Below are 15454 nucleotides of genomic sequence, written 5' to 3'. Positions count from 1 at the left end.
TTCTGTCACTCAAAGTAACCGCGAGTGCCCGGACGGCCGCGCGGAGAGTCCGGGTGGCTCCTTCAGGTGATGCCGAGATGTCACCCCACGGTGGGACGTGGAGGTGATCCACCCTGCCTAGGCTGTTCCGGTGACCTCCAGCCCCGCGCGCCAGTTCCTCGCACGGCGCGCGCAGCCGGTGTGGAAGACCGCCGTACGGCTCGCCCACCCGATCACCGAAGCACTGGTGACCGGGGCGCCCGACCGGGTCCGGCCCCGATCGCGCCGTCTCACCCGTCGCGTGCCGCGCGCGCTGGGGCTGCTGCCGTTCCGGACGATCGACCTGGTCCTGCTGGGCGACCTGGCACTGACCGCCGTCCTGTTCGGCGGCGGCCTGTCCTACCTCCAGACCGAGGCGGCCGCGGCGCACTCCCCCCTCGACCAGGAGGGGCTCATGTTCGCCGCCCTGGCCTTCTCCCTGCCGCTCGCGCTGCGCGACCGATGGCCGCTCGTCGCCTGGCGGTCGGCCTTCCTGCTCATTCCCCTGGGGACGGTCGTCTCGCGGCAGTTCCTCGGCGACACCCCCTACACCGGGTCCACCTCGGTCATGTACACACTCGTGGTCTACGCGGTCGCGGTCCGATGTGAGCGGCACATCACCGTGGGCGTGTGGATCGTCTCGGTCCTCGGCGCCTGGATGACCGACCCCGACTCGATGGCCGTCATCACAGGCATGATCACGGCGACCGTCCTGTTCGGCTACAACGTACGCGCCCGCCGGCTCGCCGCCGGGCTGCTGGCCCAGGAGGAACGGCGCAGCGAGCGGGCCCTCGCCGCCCAGGCCACGCTGGAAGAACGGGCCAGGATCGCCAGGGAGCTGCACGACGTCGTCGCCCACCACATGTCGGTGATCGCCATCCAGGCCGAGGCCGTCCCGCTGCAGGCCTCCGGGGACGCGCGGCGCCTGGAGGAGGGGCTGAGGGAGATCCGCGCGCTCTCCCTCGCGGCCATGACCGAGATGCGCCGCGTGCTGGGCGTCCTCAGGGAGGGGGACGGGCACATCGACACCGCGCCGCAGCCGGGCCTCGGCCGCCTGGAGGAACTCGTCGACACCGCGCGCTCCGCCGGGATCGAGGTGACGCTCAAACTCATCGGCGACCTGACCGGGCTGCCCACCGCGGTGAGCCTGTCCGCCTACCGGATCACCCAGGAGTCGCTCAGCAACGCCATGCGGCACGCCCCCGGCTCCACCGTCTCGCTGAAGATCGCCCGGTACGGCGCCGAGCTGCACGTCCAGGTGACGAACAGCGCCGGGCACCGCTCCTCCGGGGAACCCGGTCACATGGGGCACGGCCTGATCGGGATGCGTGAACGGGTGTCCGTGCTCGGCGGGAAGCTCTGGGTCGGCCCGACCGGGACGGGCTTCGCGGTCACCGCCATACTGCCGATCACCGAGGACGCGTGACCCCCTCCCCGCTCAAGGAGCTTCGATGACGATCCGGGTGCTCATCGCCGACGACCAGGGCATGGTACGAACCGGTTTCACGGTGTTCCTGAGCTCGCAGCCCGACATCGAGGTCGTCGGCGAGGCCGCCAACGGACGCGAGGCCGTGACGCGGGTGACCGAGCTGCGGCCCGACGTGGTGCTGATGGACGTGCGGATGCCGGTGATGGACGGCCTCGCGGCGACCCGGGAGATCACGAAGTCCGTCGCCCCTCCGCCGAAGATCCTGATCCTGACGACGTTCGACCTCGACGACTACGTGTACGAGGCGCTGCGGGCCGGGGCGAGCGGGTTCCTGCTCAAGGACGCCTCGGCGCAGCAGCTCGCCGAAGCGGTCCGGGTGGTGGCGTCCGGGGAGGCGCTGCTGGCGCCCTCGGTGACCAGGCGGCTGATCGCGGAGTTCGCCCGCATCGGCCCGAGCCGCCCGCGCGGGCGGCTGGACGACATCACCGAGCGGGAGACGGAGGTGCTCGCCCTCATCGCGCGGGGCAGGTCCAACCAGGAGATCGCCGAGGAGCTCGTCCTGTCGGAACAGACCGTCAAGACCCACGTGAGCCGCATCCTCGCGAAACTGAACCTCCGCGACCGCGCCCAGGCGATCGTCCACGCCTACGAGACGGGCCTGGTCCGTCCGGGCGAGTGACTCCCGCCCACTGTCAGGGGCGCCCGAGCCGGTACAGGACGTGGGAACGCACCGGATGGCCGCCGGGCACCGACGGGTGGTCGAAGTCGTCGGCCGGGTCGCGGGTCATGCCCAGCCGTTCCATCACCGCTCGCGAGCGCGTGTTGCGCACGGTCGTCATGGAGACGATCTCGTCCACCCCGGCCACCGCGAAGCCCTCGGCGACGGCCTGTCTGGCCGCCTCCACGGCGTACCCGTGCCCCCAGGCGTGCCTGGCCAGCCGCCAGCCGACCTCCAGGGCGGGGGTGAAGGGCGCCTCGAACCGTTGCCACATCAGGCCGGTGAAGCCGATGAACCGGCCCGTCTCCCCGACCTCCAGCGCCCAGAGGCCGTAGCCCTGCTCGTCGAAGGCCCTTTCGATCTTGTCGACCATGGTGTCGCTCTGCGGCCTGGTCAGCGGGGCCGGGAAGTGCTCCATCACCTCGGGGTCGGCGTTCAGGGCCGCGAACGGCTCCCGGTCGTCATCCCGCCACCTGCGCATGATCAACCGTTCCGTCTCCATCCGGCCGAGTTTATCGCCGGGGCCGTTCAGGGCGACGTCCCTCGGTCCGGGAGCGGCCTGGGGTCGATCCGGGGTCGACCGCCTCGCTCCCGAGGGGGACGGGGAAGGTGAGCGCCTCGGGGTGACGCGGGTTACGGGCCGCGATTTCTAGCGTTCTGTCCGGTTCTTCGGATCGGACAGGAGGCTCGCATGTTCCGCCGCACGCTCGCCGTGGCCGTCGCCGCGGCGCTCGCCTACGTGACGGTCCCGCCGCCCGCGGGCGACCGGGTGGTGCGGATCTACGGCGACCTCGGCACGGCCGAGCACGTCGCGGTCGTCGTCCCCGGCGCCGACACCACGGCCGCCACCTTCGACGGCGGCAGGGCCAGGCCGTACAGCACGCCGGGGGGCGGGGCGCGGGCGCTGCTGGCCGAGGCGCGGGCACTGGATCCGGGGGCGAGGCTGGCGGTGGTCGCCTGGCTCGGCTACGACAGCCCGGCGACGCTCAGCCTCGGTGTGATGACCGGCGGTGCCGCGGAACGGGGCGCGGTGGAGTTGCGGCGGTACGTCACCGGGACGCTCAGGGGGAAACGGGTCAGCCTGCTGTGTCACAGCTACGGCTCGGTGGTGTGCGCCGGGGCCGTGCCCGGGTCCGGGGTCGCGGACACGGCCGTGTTCGGCAGCCCGGGGCTGGGCGTCTCGTCGGCCGCCGAGCTGGGCGGCACCCGGTTGTGGGCGGGCAGCGGAGCCCGCGACTGGATGCGCGAGGTGCCCAAGCTCAGGATCGGGCCGCTCGGCTTCGGCCCCGACCCCGCCGCCCCGGCCTTCGGCGCCCGCCTGTTCGGTACCGGCCCCGCCGGGCACAGCGAGTATCTCGAACCGGGCGGCGAGTCCCTGCGCAACCTGACCCTGATCGCGCTCGGCCGTGGCGGCGAGGTGTCCCGTGGCTAGTCTCGCGGCCGGGATCGAGGCGGCCACTCCCGAGGGCAGGGACCGCGGGGTGGACGCGCTGCGGGCGCTGGCGATCCTGGGGGTGGTGCTGGGGCACTGGCTGGTGACGGCGTGGGCACCGGGCGCGGCGGGGGCGGTTCACCTGTCCAGCCCGCTCGCCCACCTGCCGGGGGTCACGCCACTGTCGTGGGTGTTCCAGACGCTGGCGCTCTTCTTCTTCGTCGGCGGCTACGCGGCGGCGCGCGGTCTCCGCTCGGCGGCGACGCGCGCCTCGAAGGCCCCCGGATCCTCGACGGCCCGCTGGCCCTTGAAGGTCCGTGAGCCTTCGGAGGGGCGCGAGCCCTCGGAGGCGCGTGAGCCGGGCTCCGTGGTTCCCCCCACTCCGTCACGCGGTACGGGTCCCGCGACGACACCCGGTTCGCGTCGGGAGGCCGGGGGCGGCGCGTACCCGGGCGGAATCTGGGTGCGGGCCAGGATGGGGAGGCTGTTGCGGCCGGTGGTGCCGCTGGCCCTGGTCTGGGCGGGGATCGCGGCGGGGATGGCGCTGCGCGGGACCTCGGCGGGAACGATCAGGGTGATGGTGGTCCCGGCGATCGGGCCGCTGTGGTTCATGGCCGTCTTCGCCGCGCTGACGGCGGCGACTCCCCTCCTCCTGCGCGCGCACCCGGTCGTCACGGCCGCCGTGGCGTTCGCGGTCGTGCTCGGGGTGGACCTGGCCAGGTTCGGGCTCGGCGCTCCCGCCTGGGCCGGGTGGGCGAACCTGGCGGCCGGATGGCTGGTCCCGTACGCGCTGGGGATCGCCTGGGCGGGCGGGGCGCTCACCTCGCGCCGGGTGGCGGCGGGCCTGCTGGCCGGCGGGGCGGCCGGGGCGGTGCTGCTGGTCGGCGGGTTCGGGTACCCGGCGAGCATGGTGGGCGTGACCGGGGACGCGGTCTCCAACCTCAGCCCGCCCAGCCTGGCCGTGGTCTGCTTCGGGCTCGCCCAGGTGGGGCTGGCGTTGCTGGTACGCGCGCCGCTGGCCCGGCTGATGCGGCGTCCCCGGCTGTGGGCGGTGGTCGCGCTGGCCAACCTGTCGGCGATGACGCTCTTCCTGTGGCACCAGAGCGCGGTGGCCGTGCTCGCCGTCGCCGCCCTGCGCTTCGGCGACGTGCCCGGCCTGCTTGCGGTGCCCGACGAGCCGGTCTGGCTGCTGCACCGGCTGGCCTGGTTCCCGGTGTTCGCGGCCGTTCTCGCGCTCGCGTGGCTTCCGGGATCAAAGCGCGGGAGATTTAATGACAGGGTGTCGTCATCGGCTTGACGGGGTGGCCCGAGTTTTGTGACACTGCGTCATAAAAGATTCCCTCGTCGCGGAGTGATCATGAGCGAGTCGCCCTTCTCCGAAGTCCTCAGGAACGCCACCTGGGGCGACCACGAGTCCGCCGAGGACGAGAGCTACCTCAAGGCGCTGATGGCGGGCAGCCTCAGCACCGAGGCCTACGGCGAGATGGTCGCCCAGCACTATTTCGCCTACGTGGCCCTGGAGGGCGCCTCCCGCTCACTGGCCGCGGACCCCGTCGCGGGGCCGTTCGTCATCCCCGAGCTCTATCGGGAGGAGGCGCTGGTCCGCGACCTGGAGACGATCTACGGGTCCGGCTGGAGGTCCAGGATCGAGCCCTCCAAGCCGACCCTCACCCTGGTCGCCCGCGTCAACCAGGTGGCCACCTGGCCGGGCGGCTACATCGCCCACCACTACACCCGCTACATGGGCGACCTGTCCGGCGGGCAGTTCATCCGGATGGAGCTGCAGAAGATCTACGGCTACCAGCCGGGCGGCGGCGTCGACTTCTATCTCTTCGACGGGATCGGCAGCCTGCCCCGCTTCAAGAACGAGTATCGGGCCAGGCTGGACGCCCTCCCCCTGAACGAGGCCGAGAAGGGGCGGCTGATCCGCGAGACCAGGCTCGCGTACCTGCTCAACACCGAGGTTTTGGGCGAGCTCGGCCGGGTGGCCCGGCCCGAGTTCGCCGCCTGACCCCGCCCGGGAACCCGGGAATGAGTCCCTCGGAAAGAGTCCCTCAGAAGGAGTAGGGACCGAAGCGGCCCCAGGCCACGAAGGCGGACAGCAGGAGAAGCACCACGTTGACCACGATCCCCGGGTACTCCTTGCGCCGGAGGTGCACGACGAGGGCGCCGACCATCGTGACCGCCAGGGCCGCGGCGGCGATCGGGGTCAGGACGGGCAGGATGCCGGTGACCGCGGGCAGGATGAGGCCGAACGCGGCCAGCACCTCCAGGATCCCGATGATCTTGACCTGCCCGTCCGAGAAGTCCTCCACCCACGGCATCTGGCCCGACAGGTCCGCACGGGACTTGGTGGCCTTGGTGTAGCCGGCGAAGAGGAAGGCCAGGGCGAGCAGGCCCTGCACGACCCAAAGGACGATGTTCATGGTGCGCTCCGAGAGGATAAGTGAAGGATGCCCTTCGCTTGGGGAGCCAACGTAGCATAAACGCAGGAAGCCCTTCACTTTGTAGAATCGGTTTCATGAACGCGTGCAAAGGGCGGGGACTGCGCAAGGACGCCGAGATCAACCGGGAGCGGATCGTGGCGGCGGCGCGGATCGCGTTCCGTGAGGGCGGGCTCGACGTGCCCCTGGAGGAGATCGCCCGCCGGGCGGAGGTGAACATCGCCACCCTCTACCGGCGCTTCCCCGACCGCGAGGCGCTCATCGAGGCGATCCTGGCCGACCGCATGGCCGAGTTCGTCGAGGCCGCCGAGGCGGCGGAGCTCGCCGACGACCCGTGGGAGGGGTTCGCCGGGCTGGTCGAGCACATCTGCGGCATGCAGGCCGCCGACCAGGGGGTGACCGAGGGCTTCACCTCCTGTTTCCCCGGGGCGGCGCTGGAGGCGCCGAGGGCACGGGCGCTGGCCGCGGTCGACCGGGTGATCGAGCGGGCCCGTCGCGCCGGGACGCTGCGCGCCGACTTCACCGGCCAGGACCTGATGCTGATCATGATGGCAAACGCCGGGGTGCTCGGCTCCACGCGCTGCGCGGCCCCGGAGGCGTGGCGGCGGCTGATCGGCCTCGTCCTCGACGCGTGCCGCACCGGCCGCGCCGACCGGATCGCTCCGCCGCTCCCCCCGGCCCCCAGCGCCGAGGACATGCACAACGCGATGCTCACGACCCGCCCGCATCGCTGACCCCGCCACGATCCCACCACAGCCCCGCCACGCCACGGCACGGCACGGCACCGCAATGGCATCGCCTGACGGGGTGCCGGTGCTGTGCGACCATGGGGCATGCCCCGGATTTCGGCCGCGACCATCGGCGAGCACCGCGTCCAGACGCAGGATCGCATCCTGCGCGCGGTCTCGCGTCTCTCCCGGGACCAGGGCATCGACGCCATCTCCATGACCGACGTGGCGAACGAGGCCGAGATCACCCGCACCGTCCTGTACAACTACTTCCCCGACAAGGCCGCGCTGCTGCTCGCCTTCACCGAGCGGGTGACGCACTACTTCATCGACAGCTACGAGCGGGAGCTGCCCGACCGGGCCTCGCCCGCCGAGCGGTTGCGGGTCTTCGTCAGGCTCCAGCTCGACGGGCTGCTCGCCCACCCCCACCCCGGTCCCGCCGACCTGTCGGCGGCGCTGGGCCCGGACGCCTACCAGCGCCTGGCCGACCACGTCGAGCCGATGCAGCGCATCCTGACGGGCATCATCGACAGCGGCGTGTCGTCGGGCGACTTCCAGGCCCCCGACGTGGCCGCCGCCGCCCGGATGATCCTCGCCGTCATCGGCGCCGAACGGGTACCGCTGCTCGGCGGCGAGGTGACCCCCGAGGAGGCCGAGAAGATCGTCTCCGGCTTCGTGCTCCGCGGCCTGGGCTCCCGGAGCGTCCCGGACGGGATCTGAAACCGGACGGGATCCGGCCCCGGACAGGTCGGGCCGTTCTTCGGGCCGTACGCGGACCGGCGTCCCCGACCGTCCGGGCGCTCCGGACCTCCGGCCCCTCGGTGATCTCCGCCTCTCCGACGGGACGGGGTTCCCCTCGGTCGTCCGGTGCGGGAGAGCGGGCGCGGACCGCTGGGTGAGCGGCGGCCGACGGCCACGTGTCGTGCCGGTACACCGTGGGCGACCATCAGGCCAACACCCGCCGGACCGCCGTTCCCGGCTGCTACGGTCCGCCCATGTCAGCAGTGAAGGCGGAGATCACCCCGAAGTCGCTCGATCGGATCCCCGGCTGGTTCTGGGGCACCGACCAGCGGCTCTTCGAATGGATCCTGTCCGGACAGGCCACCGAGAACTCCCCCGGCGACCTGCTGGAGCTGGGGACGTACCTCGGCAAGAGCGCGGTCATGATCGGGGCTCACGCGCGTCCCGGTGAGGTGTTCACGGTCTGCGACCTCTTCGAGTCCGACGCGCCCGAGGCGGCCAACGACGCCGAGACGAGCCGCTCCTACTCCGCGCTCACCCGGGACAGGTTCGAGGAGAACTACCTCACCTTCCACGACGCGCTCCCGCGGATCGTGCACGGCCCGACCTCGATCATCCTCGACCACGTCGCGGACGAGTCGTGCAGGTTCGTCCATGTGGACGCCTCGCACCTGTACGTCCACGTGCGCCAGGACGTCATGTCGGCCAGGAAGGTCCTGCGCCCCGACGGGATCGTCGTCTTCGACGACTACCGGAGCGTCCACACCCCCGGGGTGGCGATGGCCGTCTGGGAGGCGGTGTCGAACCTGGGACTGGCGCCGATATGCGTCAGCACGCAGAAGCTCTACGCGACCTGGGGGGACGCGGCCCCGGTCCGGAGGCGCCTGCTGCGCTGGCTGGAGTCCCGCGGGGACCTGTGGCACACCACGGACGCGTTCGACGGCTGGGACCTCGTCCGGGTCAACCAGATCAAGAAGCCCGCGCCTCCCGCGGGCGACGCCGCCACGCTGGGGAAGCTCGGCGACGACCTCCGGCGCACCACGGCGGAGCTGAGGAAGGCGATGGCGGAGTCACGGGCCGCGACCCAGGCGCTGAAGAAGGCCACCTCTGAGATCAGCCTGGCCGGTCCCGTGGTGCGGCGTGCCGTGCGGTGGACCCGCAGGGTAACCCGGCGCGGACGCGCCTGACCGGCCCGGCCGGACGGCCACGGCCCGCACCGCCCACGATCGCCCGGCCCGTTCGCGCGGACGCCTCCACTCGCGACGGCGCTATTCCGGCCGGTCGGCGCCCGGAACACTCGTCGCGGGATCGCGAGACCGGTTCAGGCGGATCAGGGTGACGCCGTACGCGACGATCCAGACGACCCACATCAGCCAGCCGACGAGGCCCAGCAGACCGAGCGGGCCGGTGCGGTCGATGACCAGCGGGGTGAGGGTGGCCGCGCCGAACAGCGTGGCCAGCAGCCAGGCGGCGGGGGTGAGCGCGGACGCGACGGCGACGACCTCGCCCTCGGTGCCGAAGAACGCGTTGACCTCGCCGATCCCGGCGCCGGTGAGCGGCAGCCCGGCGGGCGTCATGATCACGTTGGCGAGGACGATCGTGAGGGCGAAACCGAGGGCGGCGATGCCGGTGATCCGGGAGAAGCCCGTAGCGGCTCCCGAGGACGATTGACGTAACATATATTCATTATAAGCAACGTAAAGCCATTGGGGGATCGGTGAGCACAGAGCCGGACCGGCGCCGTTACGACTCGTTGCGCCGGGCGACGCAGGCGCGGGAGACCCGGGTGGAGATCGCCCGCGCCGCCCGCCGGCTGTTCCTCTCCCAGGGGTGGGCGGCGACGACCGTGCGAGAGGTCGCCCGCGAGGCGGGGGTCTCGGTGCCGACGGTCTACGCGGCGTACGGGAACAAGACAGGGCTCACCCGGGCGCTGGCGGACGCGGCGGACCTGTCGGCCGACGCCCCGCGGATGCTGGAGAGACTGGAGGCCTCGGCGGGGGATCCCGGGCGGCAGCTCGCGGCGATGGCCGCCTACGACCGGCGGCTGTTCGAACGCGCAGGCGACGTCATCGCGCTGGTCCGCGAGGCGGCCCGGACCGAGCCCGAGCTGGCGGCGGCCTACCGCGACGGCCGCGGGGAGGGTGACAGGAACCGCGAGCTGGTGTTCTCGTCCTGGCCGGACGGCGTCCTGCGAGACGGCCTGGACGTGCCCTCCGCCGTCGACGTCTACGCGGCCCTGTGCAACATCGACGTCTACACCACGCTCACCGTCGAACGTGGCTGGTCACCCGATCGCGTCGAACGATGGTGGAGCGAGGCCCTGGCCCGCGAACTCCTGGGCTGACATCCCCTCCTCGCCCTCGTGCCGCGCTTTCCCGGAGAAACTTTCGCGCCGCGCGGGAGTGCCCGCCTTCGAGATCGAAAGCCTCCGCGCCCGTTACCCCGTCGAAGGCGAAGGCGGCACTTCCGCGACGACCCGGTGGGCGGGGATCCGTTCCAGGATTCCCCCGGCGAAGACGTCGTAGAGGCCGGTCGTCTCCAGGTGCACGTAGCCGATGTGGCAGTCGCACATCGCGGCCGGACACGCCGTGGCCCTCGGGGTGAACGTGCCGTCGTAGAGGTTGCCGAGCACGGCCGGGACGAAGTGGCAGCGCCGCACGGTGCCGTCGCCGTCGACGGAGACCACGCTGTCCCCCGTACGGCACGGCAGGCCCGCGCTCCGGTGCGGCGTCCTGCTGTGGTGGAACAGCGGGTCGATCGCCGTCCAGGCGCCCGCCTCGTCGTCGGTGTAGACGGCGCCCTCGGCGGCGTTCACCCAGACGTAGACCTCCCCCGGCAGGTCGGCCCGGAGGCGGCGGGCCTGGCCGAGGTGCTCGGGCAGGCCGACGACACCGACGCTGAAGCGGACCCCGCGTGCGACGAGGTCACGGCAGCGGCCGAGGAAGCGCTCGTACGGGACCTGGCCGGGGTGGTAGGTGACCCAGAGGGCGAGCGTGTCCAGGTCGGCCTCGGCCAGCCAGCCGGGCCGGCAGCTGAAGTTGGTCTGGATGGCGACCCGCCGCACGTGCGGGAGGTGGCTCAGCTCGACCATCGCCCGGCGGTACCACGAGCGGACGAGGCCCTCGCCCCACGGGGTGAACAGCACCGAGACCGGATGGTCGCGCCCCGCCACCCACGCGGTGAACCGCTCCAGCGCCGCCCGGTCCCTCCGCAGTTGCCCGGCGTCGTCGCGCCGCTTGGCGAACGGGCAGTAGGGGCAGTCGTAGTCACAGCTCGCCAGCGGCCCCCGGTAGAGGATCGTGAGCTCGCCCGACGACGTCCTCACCGGCCCTTCCACCGTGAGCTCGCCCGCCGCTGTCACCACCGGTCCTCGTGTCGTCGGCTCGCCCGACGATGTGCTCACCGGCCCTCGTGTCGTCGGCTCGCCCGATGACGTCATCACCGGTCCTCGTATCCGGCCATCAGCGCGCGGACCCGGCCGGAGAACAGCGCGGGGCCGATCGCGTCGGAGTGGGCAAGGCCCTCGGCGGTGAGCCGGAGCCGTCCGGCCCCGCCGCTCCCGCCTCCGGTGCTCCCCCCCGCGCTCCCCTCCCCCGCGCTTCCGTCCCCGGGCGGCGGGGCGTCGCGTTCCAGCAGGCCCCGCGCGGCCAGCCGCTCCAGCTCCGCGCCGAAGTGGGCCTCGGGACCGGCTCCGAAGCGGTCGCGGTAGGCGACGGGATCGAGGCCGTCGGCCTGGAGCAGCGACTGGATGAGATGGCGGCGGCGCCGGTCGTCGTCGTCCAGCCGGAACCCCACGTTGGCGACCGCGAACTCCCCGGGGGCGAGGCGCACGTAGTCGTCGATGATCGCGCGCACCTGGCCGGCGCCGACCGCGTACTCGTAGGAGTAGTGCAGGCCGGAGGTGTAGGAGCGGGCACCGCAGCCGAGGCCGACCATGCCGTCGCTCTGGCAGGTGTACTCGGCCGGGCTCGCGCGCCCGGGAAGCCGGAACATCCGCATCGAGACCTGCTCGTACCCGGCGGCGAGCAGGTGGTCGCGGCCCTGACGGTAGAGGGTGAGGCGGTGGTCGTCCCAGTCGCGGGCGCGGCGTCCGAGGCCGGTGAGCGGGCGGACGTACAGGGGGTAGAGGTAGATCTCCTCGGGCTTCCAGGCGAGCGCGGCGTCCAGCGAGTGGCGCCAGGACGCCTCCGTCTGCCCGTCGATGCCGTAGATCAGGTCGAGGTTGAGCGTCTCGAACCCGGCCTCCCGGATCCGGCCGAGCGCCGTCTCGACCTCCCGCCGCCGCTGCGGCCTGACCGCCGCGCGGGTCTCGGCGTCGACGAAGCTCTGCACGCCGATCGAGACGCGGGTCGCGCCCCGCTCGGCGAGGACGGCGAGCCGGTCGGCCGTCGCGGTCGCCGGGGAGGTCTCCACCGACATCGGCACGGCCCGCAGGTCGGCGCCGGTGATCCGCTCGGTGAGGTCGAACATCCGGGTGAGCTCGGCGGCGCTCAGGTAGGTCGGCGTGCCGCCGCCGACGGCCGCCGCCGTGAAACGGGGATCGCCCAGGGCGTCCCGTACGGCGCCCGCCTGGCGTTCCAGCGCGTCGAGATAGGCGGCGACGAGCTCCTCGGGAGCGCCGGTCCTGGTGAACAGGTTGCAGAATCCGCAGCGCATCTCGCAGAACGGGATGTGCAGGTAGAGGAAGAGCCGTTCTGTGGGCTCCCCCGCCCACACCTCCGCCAGCGAGGGACGCGGGTCCAGCGGCCGGTAGGCCGTCTTGTGCGGGTACGCGTAGACGTAACCCTGGTACGGGCCCGCCCCCGCCGGGGCGCCGGAACCCGTGCTCATCGCCATCGCCCCCGCTCCATCGTGAACTCCCCGTAGGGCACGGTCCAGACGACCTCGTGACCGATCCTGTGCCCGATATATCCGTCTTCACCGTAAGCGGTGCCGTGATCGGAGCAGACGATCGCGAATCCCGCCCGCCGGGCGCTCATCAGCGCGAACAGCCTGCCTATGTGCCGGTCGACGTATTCGAGCGCGGCGGCCTGGCTCCGGCGGCTGTCGCCGTGCTCGCGGGTGGCCCCGGGCAGGTGGAACCAGTTGGGCTGGTGCAGCGCCGAGACGTTGACGAACAGGAAGACCGGCCGGTCGGTTCCCGCCACCGCCAGCTCCGCGCGGGCGATCTGCGCCTCGAACGAGGCGGGCGCGGTCACCCCGAATTCCGGCTCCCAGTGGCTCTCGGCGAACAACCCAGGCAGCGCGGACCCGAGCGGGGTCAGCTTGTTGAAGAACCCGACTCCCCCGACGCAGATCGTGTGATAGCCCGCCCCCGCCAGCCCCGAGGGCAGGTCGGGGGCGTCGAACACCCAGGTCCCCGGGGCCGTGGTCTCGCTGCCGGGGAACGCTGCGGCGAACGGCCGGTGATGCGGTCCCGGCGCGGCGGGGGTCGGCAGGAAACCGGCGAGGATCGCGGCGTGCGCGGCGTAGGTGAAGCTCCCGGGGCTGTGCCGGCGCTCCCAGCGCCCGCCGGGCAGCGCCCGCGCCAGGGTGGGCAGCCGCCCGGCCGCCATCAGCTCCTCCGCCACGTCGTAGCGGAGGGTGTCGAGCGTCACCAGCAGCAGGTCGTGGCTGCCCACCACGTCGTTCATGTCACGCACCGGCCCTCCCCCTCTCGCGTCGGGGCGTGCCGCTCTCCCGCCAGACCTCTTCCCGAGACGCGCCGTTCTCCCGCCAGGTCTGCCGTCGGGGCGTGCCGGGCGAGGATCGCGCGGACCTGGGCGTCGTACGTGTCGAGGCCCTCGGCTCCGCCGCCGGGCAGGCCCTCCAGCCGGGGAAGCAGGTCTCCGAACGCGTTGACCTCGGCCACCGCGAGCTCCCGCCAGTCGACCCCGATCATCAGGTCGACCCCGACGGCGAGGCTCCCGGGGAAGCGGGCCGCCGCCCGCGCGCAGACCTCCAGGGCCCGCTCCCACCCCCGGGGACCGAGTCCGGCCGTGACGGCGCCCAGGTCACCCCGTACGCCACCGAGGTGGAGGTTGGTCATCGGCCCGCGGCTCGCGCGGACGACCGCGTGGGTGGGCGTGCCGTCCACGACGACCACCCGCAGGTCGATCGCGCGCCCGCCGAGGCTCGCCTTGGGGAACCAGCGCTCGACGTGGAGGCCGTCCGCGGCCAGCAGGTCGACGATCATCGCCAGGTCGGGTTCGTTCTCGTAGCACTTGATCCGCAGGGAGTTGTACAGCTCGCCGGAGACCGGCTCCGCCGAGGTCACCGCCCTGACCCGGCGGCCCGACGCGTGCAGGGCGATGATCCCGGAGGCCGACGAGCCGTGGGCCGGTTTGACGAACACCCGGCCCCAGCGGGCCTCGGCCATCCGCTCGCGCAGCTCGGCGTAGCCGCCGACCGGCCCGGCGAGGGCCGGAGGCACCGGCACCCCGGCCGCCGACAGCCTGGCGTGACAGCGCCGCTTGTCGAACATCACCGAGACGTCCTCGACGTCGGCGAGCAGCACGGCCCCCGGCGACGCGGCCACGGCCCGGCCGACCCGGGCGACCCCGGCGACGAACCCGGCGTGCCAGCGGGCGCCGCCGCCGACCCTGGACGGCTCGCCGGGGCCGCGCAGCAGCGCGTCCGCCTCGGCGTCCTCCCCCGGCGAGTCGATCCGTACGAGCGTCCCCGGCTCGATCCCGATCTCCTCGCCGCGCAGCACGGACGTCCACGGCACGACCGCGGGCTCGTCCAGCCCGTGGCGGGCGCAGGCGTCGGCGAACATGGTCACCCGCCGGTCTCCCGGCGTGCCGACGACGGTGATCGTGGTCACTCGGCGACCGCGACGTAGCGCCACTCGCCGTCGGGCTCCCTCTGGTCGGACACGTCGACCTGGACGCCCGAGAACGCCGCCTTGACGCGCTCGACCATCGCGTCGGTCAGGTAGTGGTGGTGCAGGTCCAGGCGTTTGAGGTGGGCCGGGGACCGCCCCGGCAACCCAGACAGCAGGGCCTCGGCGCCCACGTCGGTGAGCACGCCCATCGACTGGGCGAGCGACTCCAGGCGGGCCACGACGGGGGCGGCGGCGACGAGGGCGGCGACCTCGTCCTGGATCTCGCTGTTCTGCAGCCCCAGGTGCCTGAGGGCGGGCAGCCGCTCGCCGGACAGGATGTTCTCCAGGTCGGCCGCGGTGGTCTCGCCGCCGTACTCGCTCGTGCCGAGCCAGGCCTCCAGGTGTTCGAGGGCGGGGAGCTCGCTCATGCCGACGCCCCTGACCACGGAGGCGGGCAGCCCGCCCGCCTCGAAGCGCAGCACCCTGAGGTGCTCGTGCTTCACCGGCCGCAGCTCCAGGCCCGTCCCGCCCCGGACCTCCAGCCGCTCCAGCAGCGGGAAGGACTCCAGCAGCGGCGTGACGTCGCTCTGCTGGATCCAGGAGATCTCGCACTCCTCCTGCGGCATCGCGGCGAAGAAGAGCGAGCGCAGGGCGGGGAAGCGCGCCGCGCTCTCCGCCAGCAGCCGGACGGGACCCGACGAGTCCTTCTCGTAGGCCTCGACCCAGCCTCCGACGATGAGCGCCCTGACCTCGGTGGTGTCGACGGTCTCGGTGAAGCGCGCGAAGTGCTCCTCGAAGGTCTCCTTGGCGTTGTAGACGTGCACCGAGACACGCCACGCCGCCTCACCGGCCGGGGGATGGGGGGCACCGGGGGGACGCAGGCTCACGATGGGCAGACCCGCGTAGTCTCCCCGGTAGAGGCCGTCGACGTCGTCGTTGAACTCGGTGTGGTCCATCGGAGGCTCCCCGTCAGGCTCGACTGTGACAGGACCGTCCTACCAGAGGTACGCGACACTTCCGGCCGCACTCCCGGGATGGCTGCCCTGATCCTTCCCGGAGCGCTTCCCCGATCCTCCGTGATCACTTCCGGAAGCGCCCGCGAAATCCTCCCGAAGCCCCTCCGGAGCCCTCACATGATC

Annotated in this window: 17 protein-coding genes; 9 read left to right on the top strand and 8 right to left on the bottom strand. The window is 72.6% G+C overall.

Annotation, left to right across the window (positions count from 1 at the left end):
- The first annotated feature begins 130 nt into the window (after nt 1-130).
- On the top strand, nt 131-1444 hold the full coding sequence (locus tag ACSC1Q_RS05495; RefSeq protein ID WP_436757543.1) for a sensor histidine kinase: 1314 nt from the start codon (nt 131-133) through the stop codon (nt 1442-1444).
- Nucleotides 1445-1469: 25 nt separating this feature from the next.
- On the top strand, nt 1470-2126 hold the full coding sequence (locus ACSC1Q_RS05490) for a response regulator transcription factor (RefSeq protein ID WP_436757542.1): 657 nt from the start codon (nt 1470-1472) through the stop codon (nt 2124-2126).
- A gap of 13 nt (nt 2127-2139) precedes the next feature.
- On the opposite strand, the gene ACSC1Q_RS05485 is transcribed toward ACSC1Q_RS05490, so the two are convergent.
- On the bottom strand, nt 2140-2667 hold the full coding sequence (locus tag ACSC1Q_RS05485; protein WP_436757541.1) for a GNAT family N-acetyltransferase: 528 nt from the start codon (nt 2665-2667) through the stop codon (nt 2140-2142).
- Nucleotides 2668-2856: 189 nt separating this feature from the next.
- Here ACSC1Q_RS05485 and ACSC1Q_RS05480 point away from each other — a divergent pair, with 189 nt between their 5' ends.
- The 3 genes from ACSC1Q_RS05480 to ACSC1Q_RS05470 are packed head-to-tail and all read left to right on the top strand — an operon-like array spanning nt 2857 to nt 5608.
- A complete protein-coding gene (locus tag ACSC1Q_RS05480) occupies nt 2857-3597 on the top strand; it encodes an alpha/beta hydrolase (protein ID WP_436757540.1) in 741 nt (246 codons plus the stop codon).
- Complete coding sequence (locus ACSC1Q_RS05475) at nt 3590-4894, top strand: acyltransferase family protein (RefSeq protein ID WP_436757539.1); 1305 nt, start codon at nt 3590-3592, stop codon at nt 4892-4894. Before ACSC1Q_RS05480 ends, ACSC1Q_RS05475 begins: the two co-directional genes overlap by 8 nt.
- A 60-nt stretch (nt 4895-4954) precedes the next feature.
- Entirely contained in the window at nt 4955-5608 is a 654-nt protein-coding gene (locus ACSC1Q_RS05470) for a biliverdin-producing heme oxygenase (RefSeq protein WP_436757538.1), read from the top strand.
- Nucleotides 5609-5651: 43 nt separating this feature from the next.
- Here ACSC1Q_RS05470 and ACSC1Q_RS05465 read toward each other — a convergent pair whose 3' ends face one another.
- Nucleotides 5652-6023, bottom strand: a complete 372-nt coding sequence (locus tag ACSC1Q_RS05465) for a DoxX family protein (protein ID WP_436757537.1) — start codon at nt 6021-6023, stop codon at nt 5652-5654.
- Nucleotides 6024-6118: 95 nt separating this feature from the next.
- Here ACSC1Q_RS05465 and ACSC1Q_RS05460 point away from each other — a divergent pair, with 95 nt between their 5' ends.
- The 3 genes from ACSC1Q_RS05460 (at nt 6119) to ACSC1Q_RS05450 (ending at nt 8697) form a co-directional block, all read left to right on the top strand.
- Nucleotides 6119-6775, top strand: a complete 657-nt coding sequence (locus tag ACSC1Q_RS05460; RefSeq protein WP_436757536.1) for a TetR/AcrR family transcriptional regulator — start codon at nt 6119-6121, stop codon at nt 6773-6775.
- A 99-nt stretch (nt 6776-6874) separates the two neighbouring features.
- Nucleotides 6875-7489, top strand: a complete 615-nt coding sequence (locus ACSC1Q_RS05455) for a TetR/AcrR family transcriptional regulator (RefSeq protein WP_350966744.1) — start codon at nt 6875-6877, stop codon at nt 7487-7489.
- 275 nt (nt 7490-7764) lie between these two features.
- Nucleotides 7765-8697 carry a class I SAM-dependent methyltransferase gene (locus ACSC1Q_RS05450; RefSeq protein ID WP_436757535.1) on the top strand — a complete coding sequence of 311 codons (933 nt, stop codon included), beginning with the start codon at nt 7765-7767 and terminating at the stop codon, nt 8695-8697.
- A gap of 81 nt (nt 8698-8778) precedes the next feature.
- Here ACSC1Q_RS05450 and ACSC1Q_RS05445 read toward each other — a convergent pair whose 3' ends face one another.
- A complete protein-coding gene (locus tag ACSC1Q_RS05445) occupies nt 8779-9189 on the bottom strand; it encodes a hypothetical protein (RefSeq protein WP_436757534.1) in 411 nt (136 codons plus the stop codon).
- 38 nt (nt 9190-9227) lie between these two features.
- Here ACSC1Q_RS05445 and ACSC1Q_RS05440 point away from each other — a divergent pair, with 38 nt between their 5' ends.
- Nucleotides 9228-9854 carry a TetR/AcrR family transcriptional regulator gene (locus tag ACSC1Q_RS05440; protein WP_436757533.1) on the top strand — a complete coding sequence of 209 codons (627 nt, stop codon included), beginning with the start codon at nt 9228-9230 and terminating at the stop codon, nt 9852-9854.
- Nucleotides 9855-9947: 93 nt separating this feature from the next.
- Here the strand turns inward: ACSC1Q_RS05440 and ACSC1Q_RS05435 are convergent, their stop codons facing one another.
- From ACSC1Q_RS05435 to ACSC1Q_RS05415, 5 genes are all read right to left on the bottom strand, one after another.
- Nucleotides 9948-10874, bottom strand: coding sequence for an STM4011 family radical SAM protein (locus ACSC1Q_RS05435; RefSeq protein WP_436757871.1), 927 nt, complete (start codon nt 10872-10874; stop codon nt 9948-9950).
- A gap of 74 nt (nt 10875-10948) precedes the next feature.
- Nucleotides 10949-12346, bottom strand: a complete 1398-nt coding sequence (locus ACSC1Q_RS05430) for an STM4012 family radical SAM protein (RefSeq protein ID WP_436757532.1) — start codon at nt 12344-12346, stop codon at nt 10949-10951.
- Nucleotides 12337-13143: an STM4013/SEN3800 family hydrolase gene (locus ACSC1Q_RS05425; protein WP_436757870.1), complete on the bottom strand. Its 807-nt coding sequence runs from the start codon at nt 13141-13143 to the stop codon at nt 12337-12339. Before ACSC1Q_RS05425 ends, ACSC1Q_RS05430 begins: the two co-directional genes overlap by 10 nt.
- Nucleotides 13140-14315 carry an STM4014 family protein gene (locus tag ACSC1Q_RS05420; protein WP_436757531.1) on the bottom strand — a complete coding sequence of 392 codons (1176 nt, stop codon included), beginning with the start codon at nt 14313-14315 and terminating at the stop codon, nt 13140-13142. Before ACSC1Q_RS05420 ends, ACSC1Q_RS05425 begins: the two co-directional genes overlap by 4 nt.
- Complete coding sequence (locus ACSC1Q_RS05415; protein WP_436757530.1) at nt 14312-15271, bottom strand: STM4015 family protein; 960 nt, start codon at nt 15269-15271, stop codon at nt 14312-14314. Before ACSC1Q_RS05415 ends, ACSC1Q_RS05420 begins: the two co-directional genes overlap by 4 nt.
- Between the last annotated feature and the right edge of the window lie 183 nt (nt 15272-15454).

Source organism: Streptosporangium heterodermiicola, assembly GCF_051390675.1.
Lineage (GTDB): Bacteria > Actinomycetota > Actinomycetes > Streptosporangiales > Streptosporangiaceae > Streptosporangium.
This window is presented reverse-complemented; position numbering and strand designations above follow the sequence as displayed.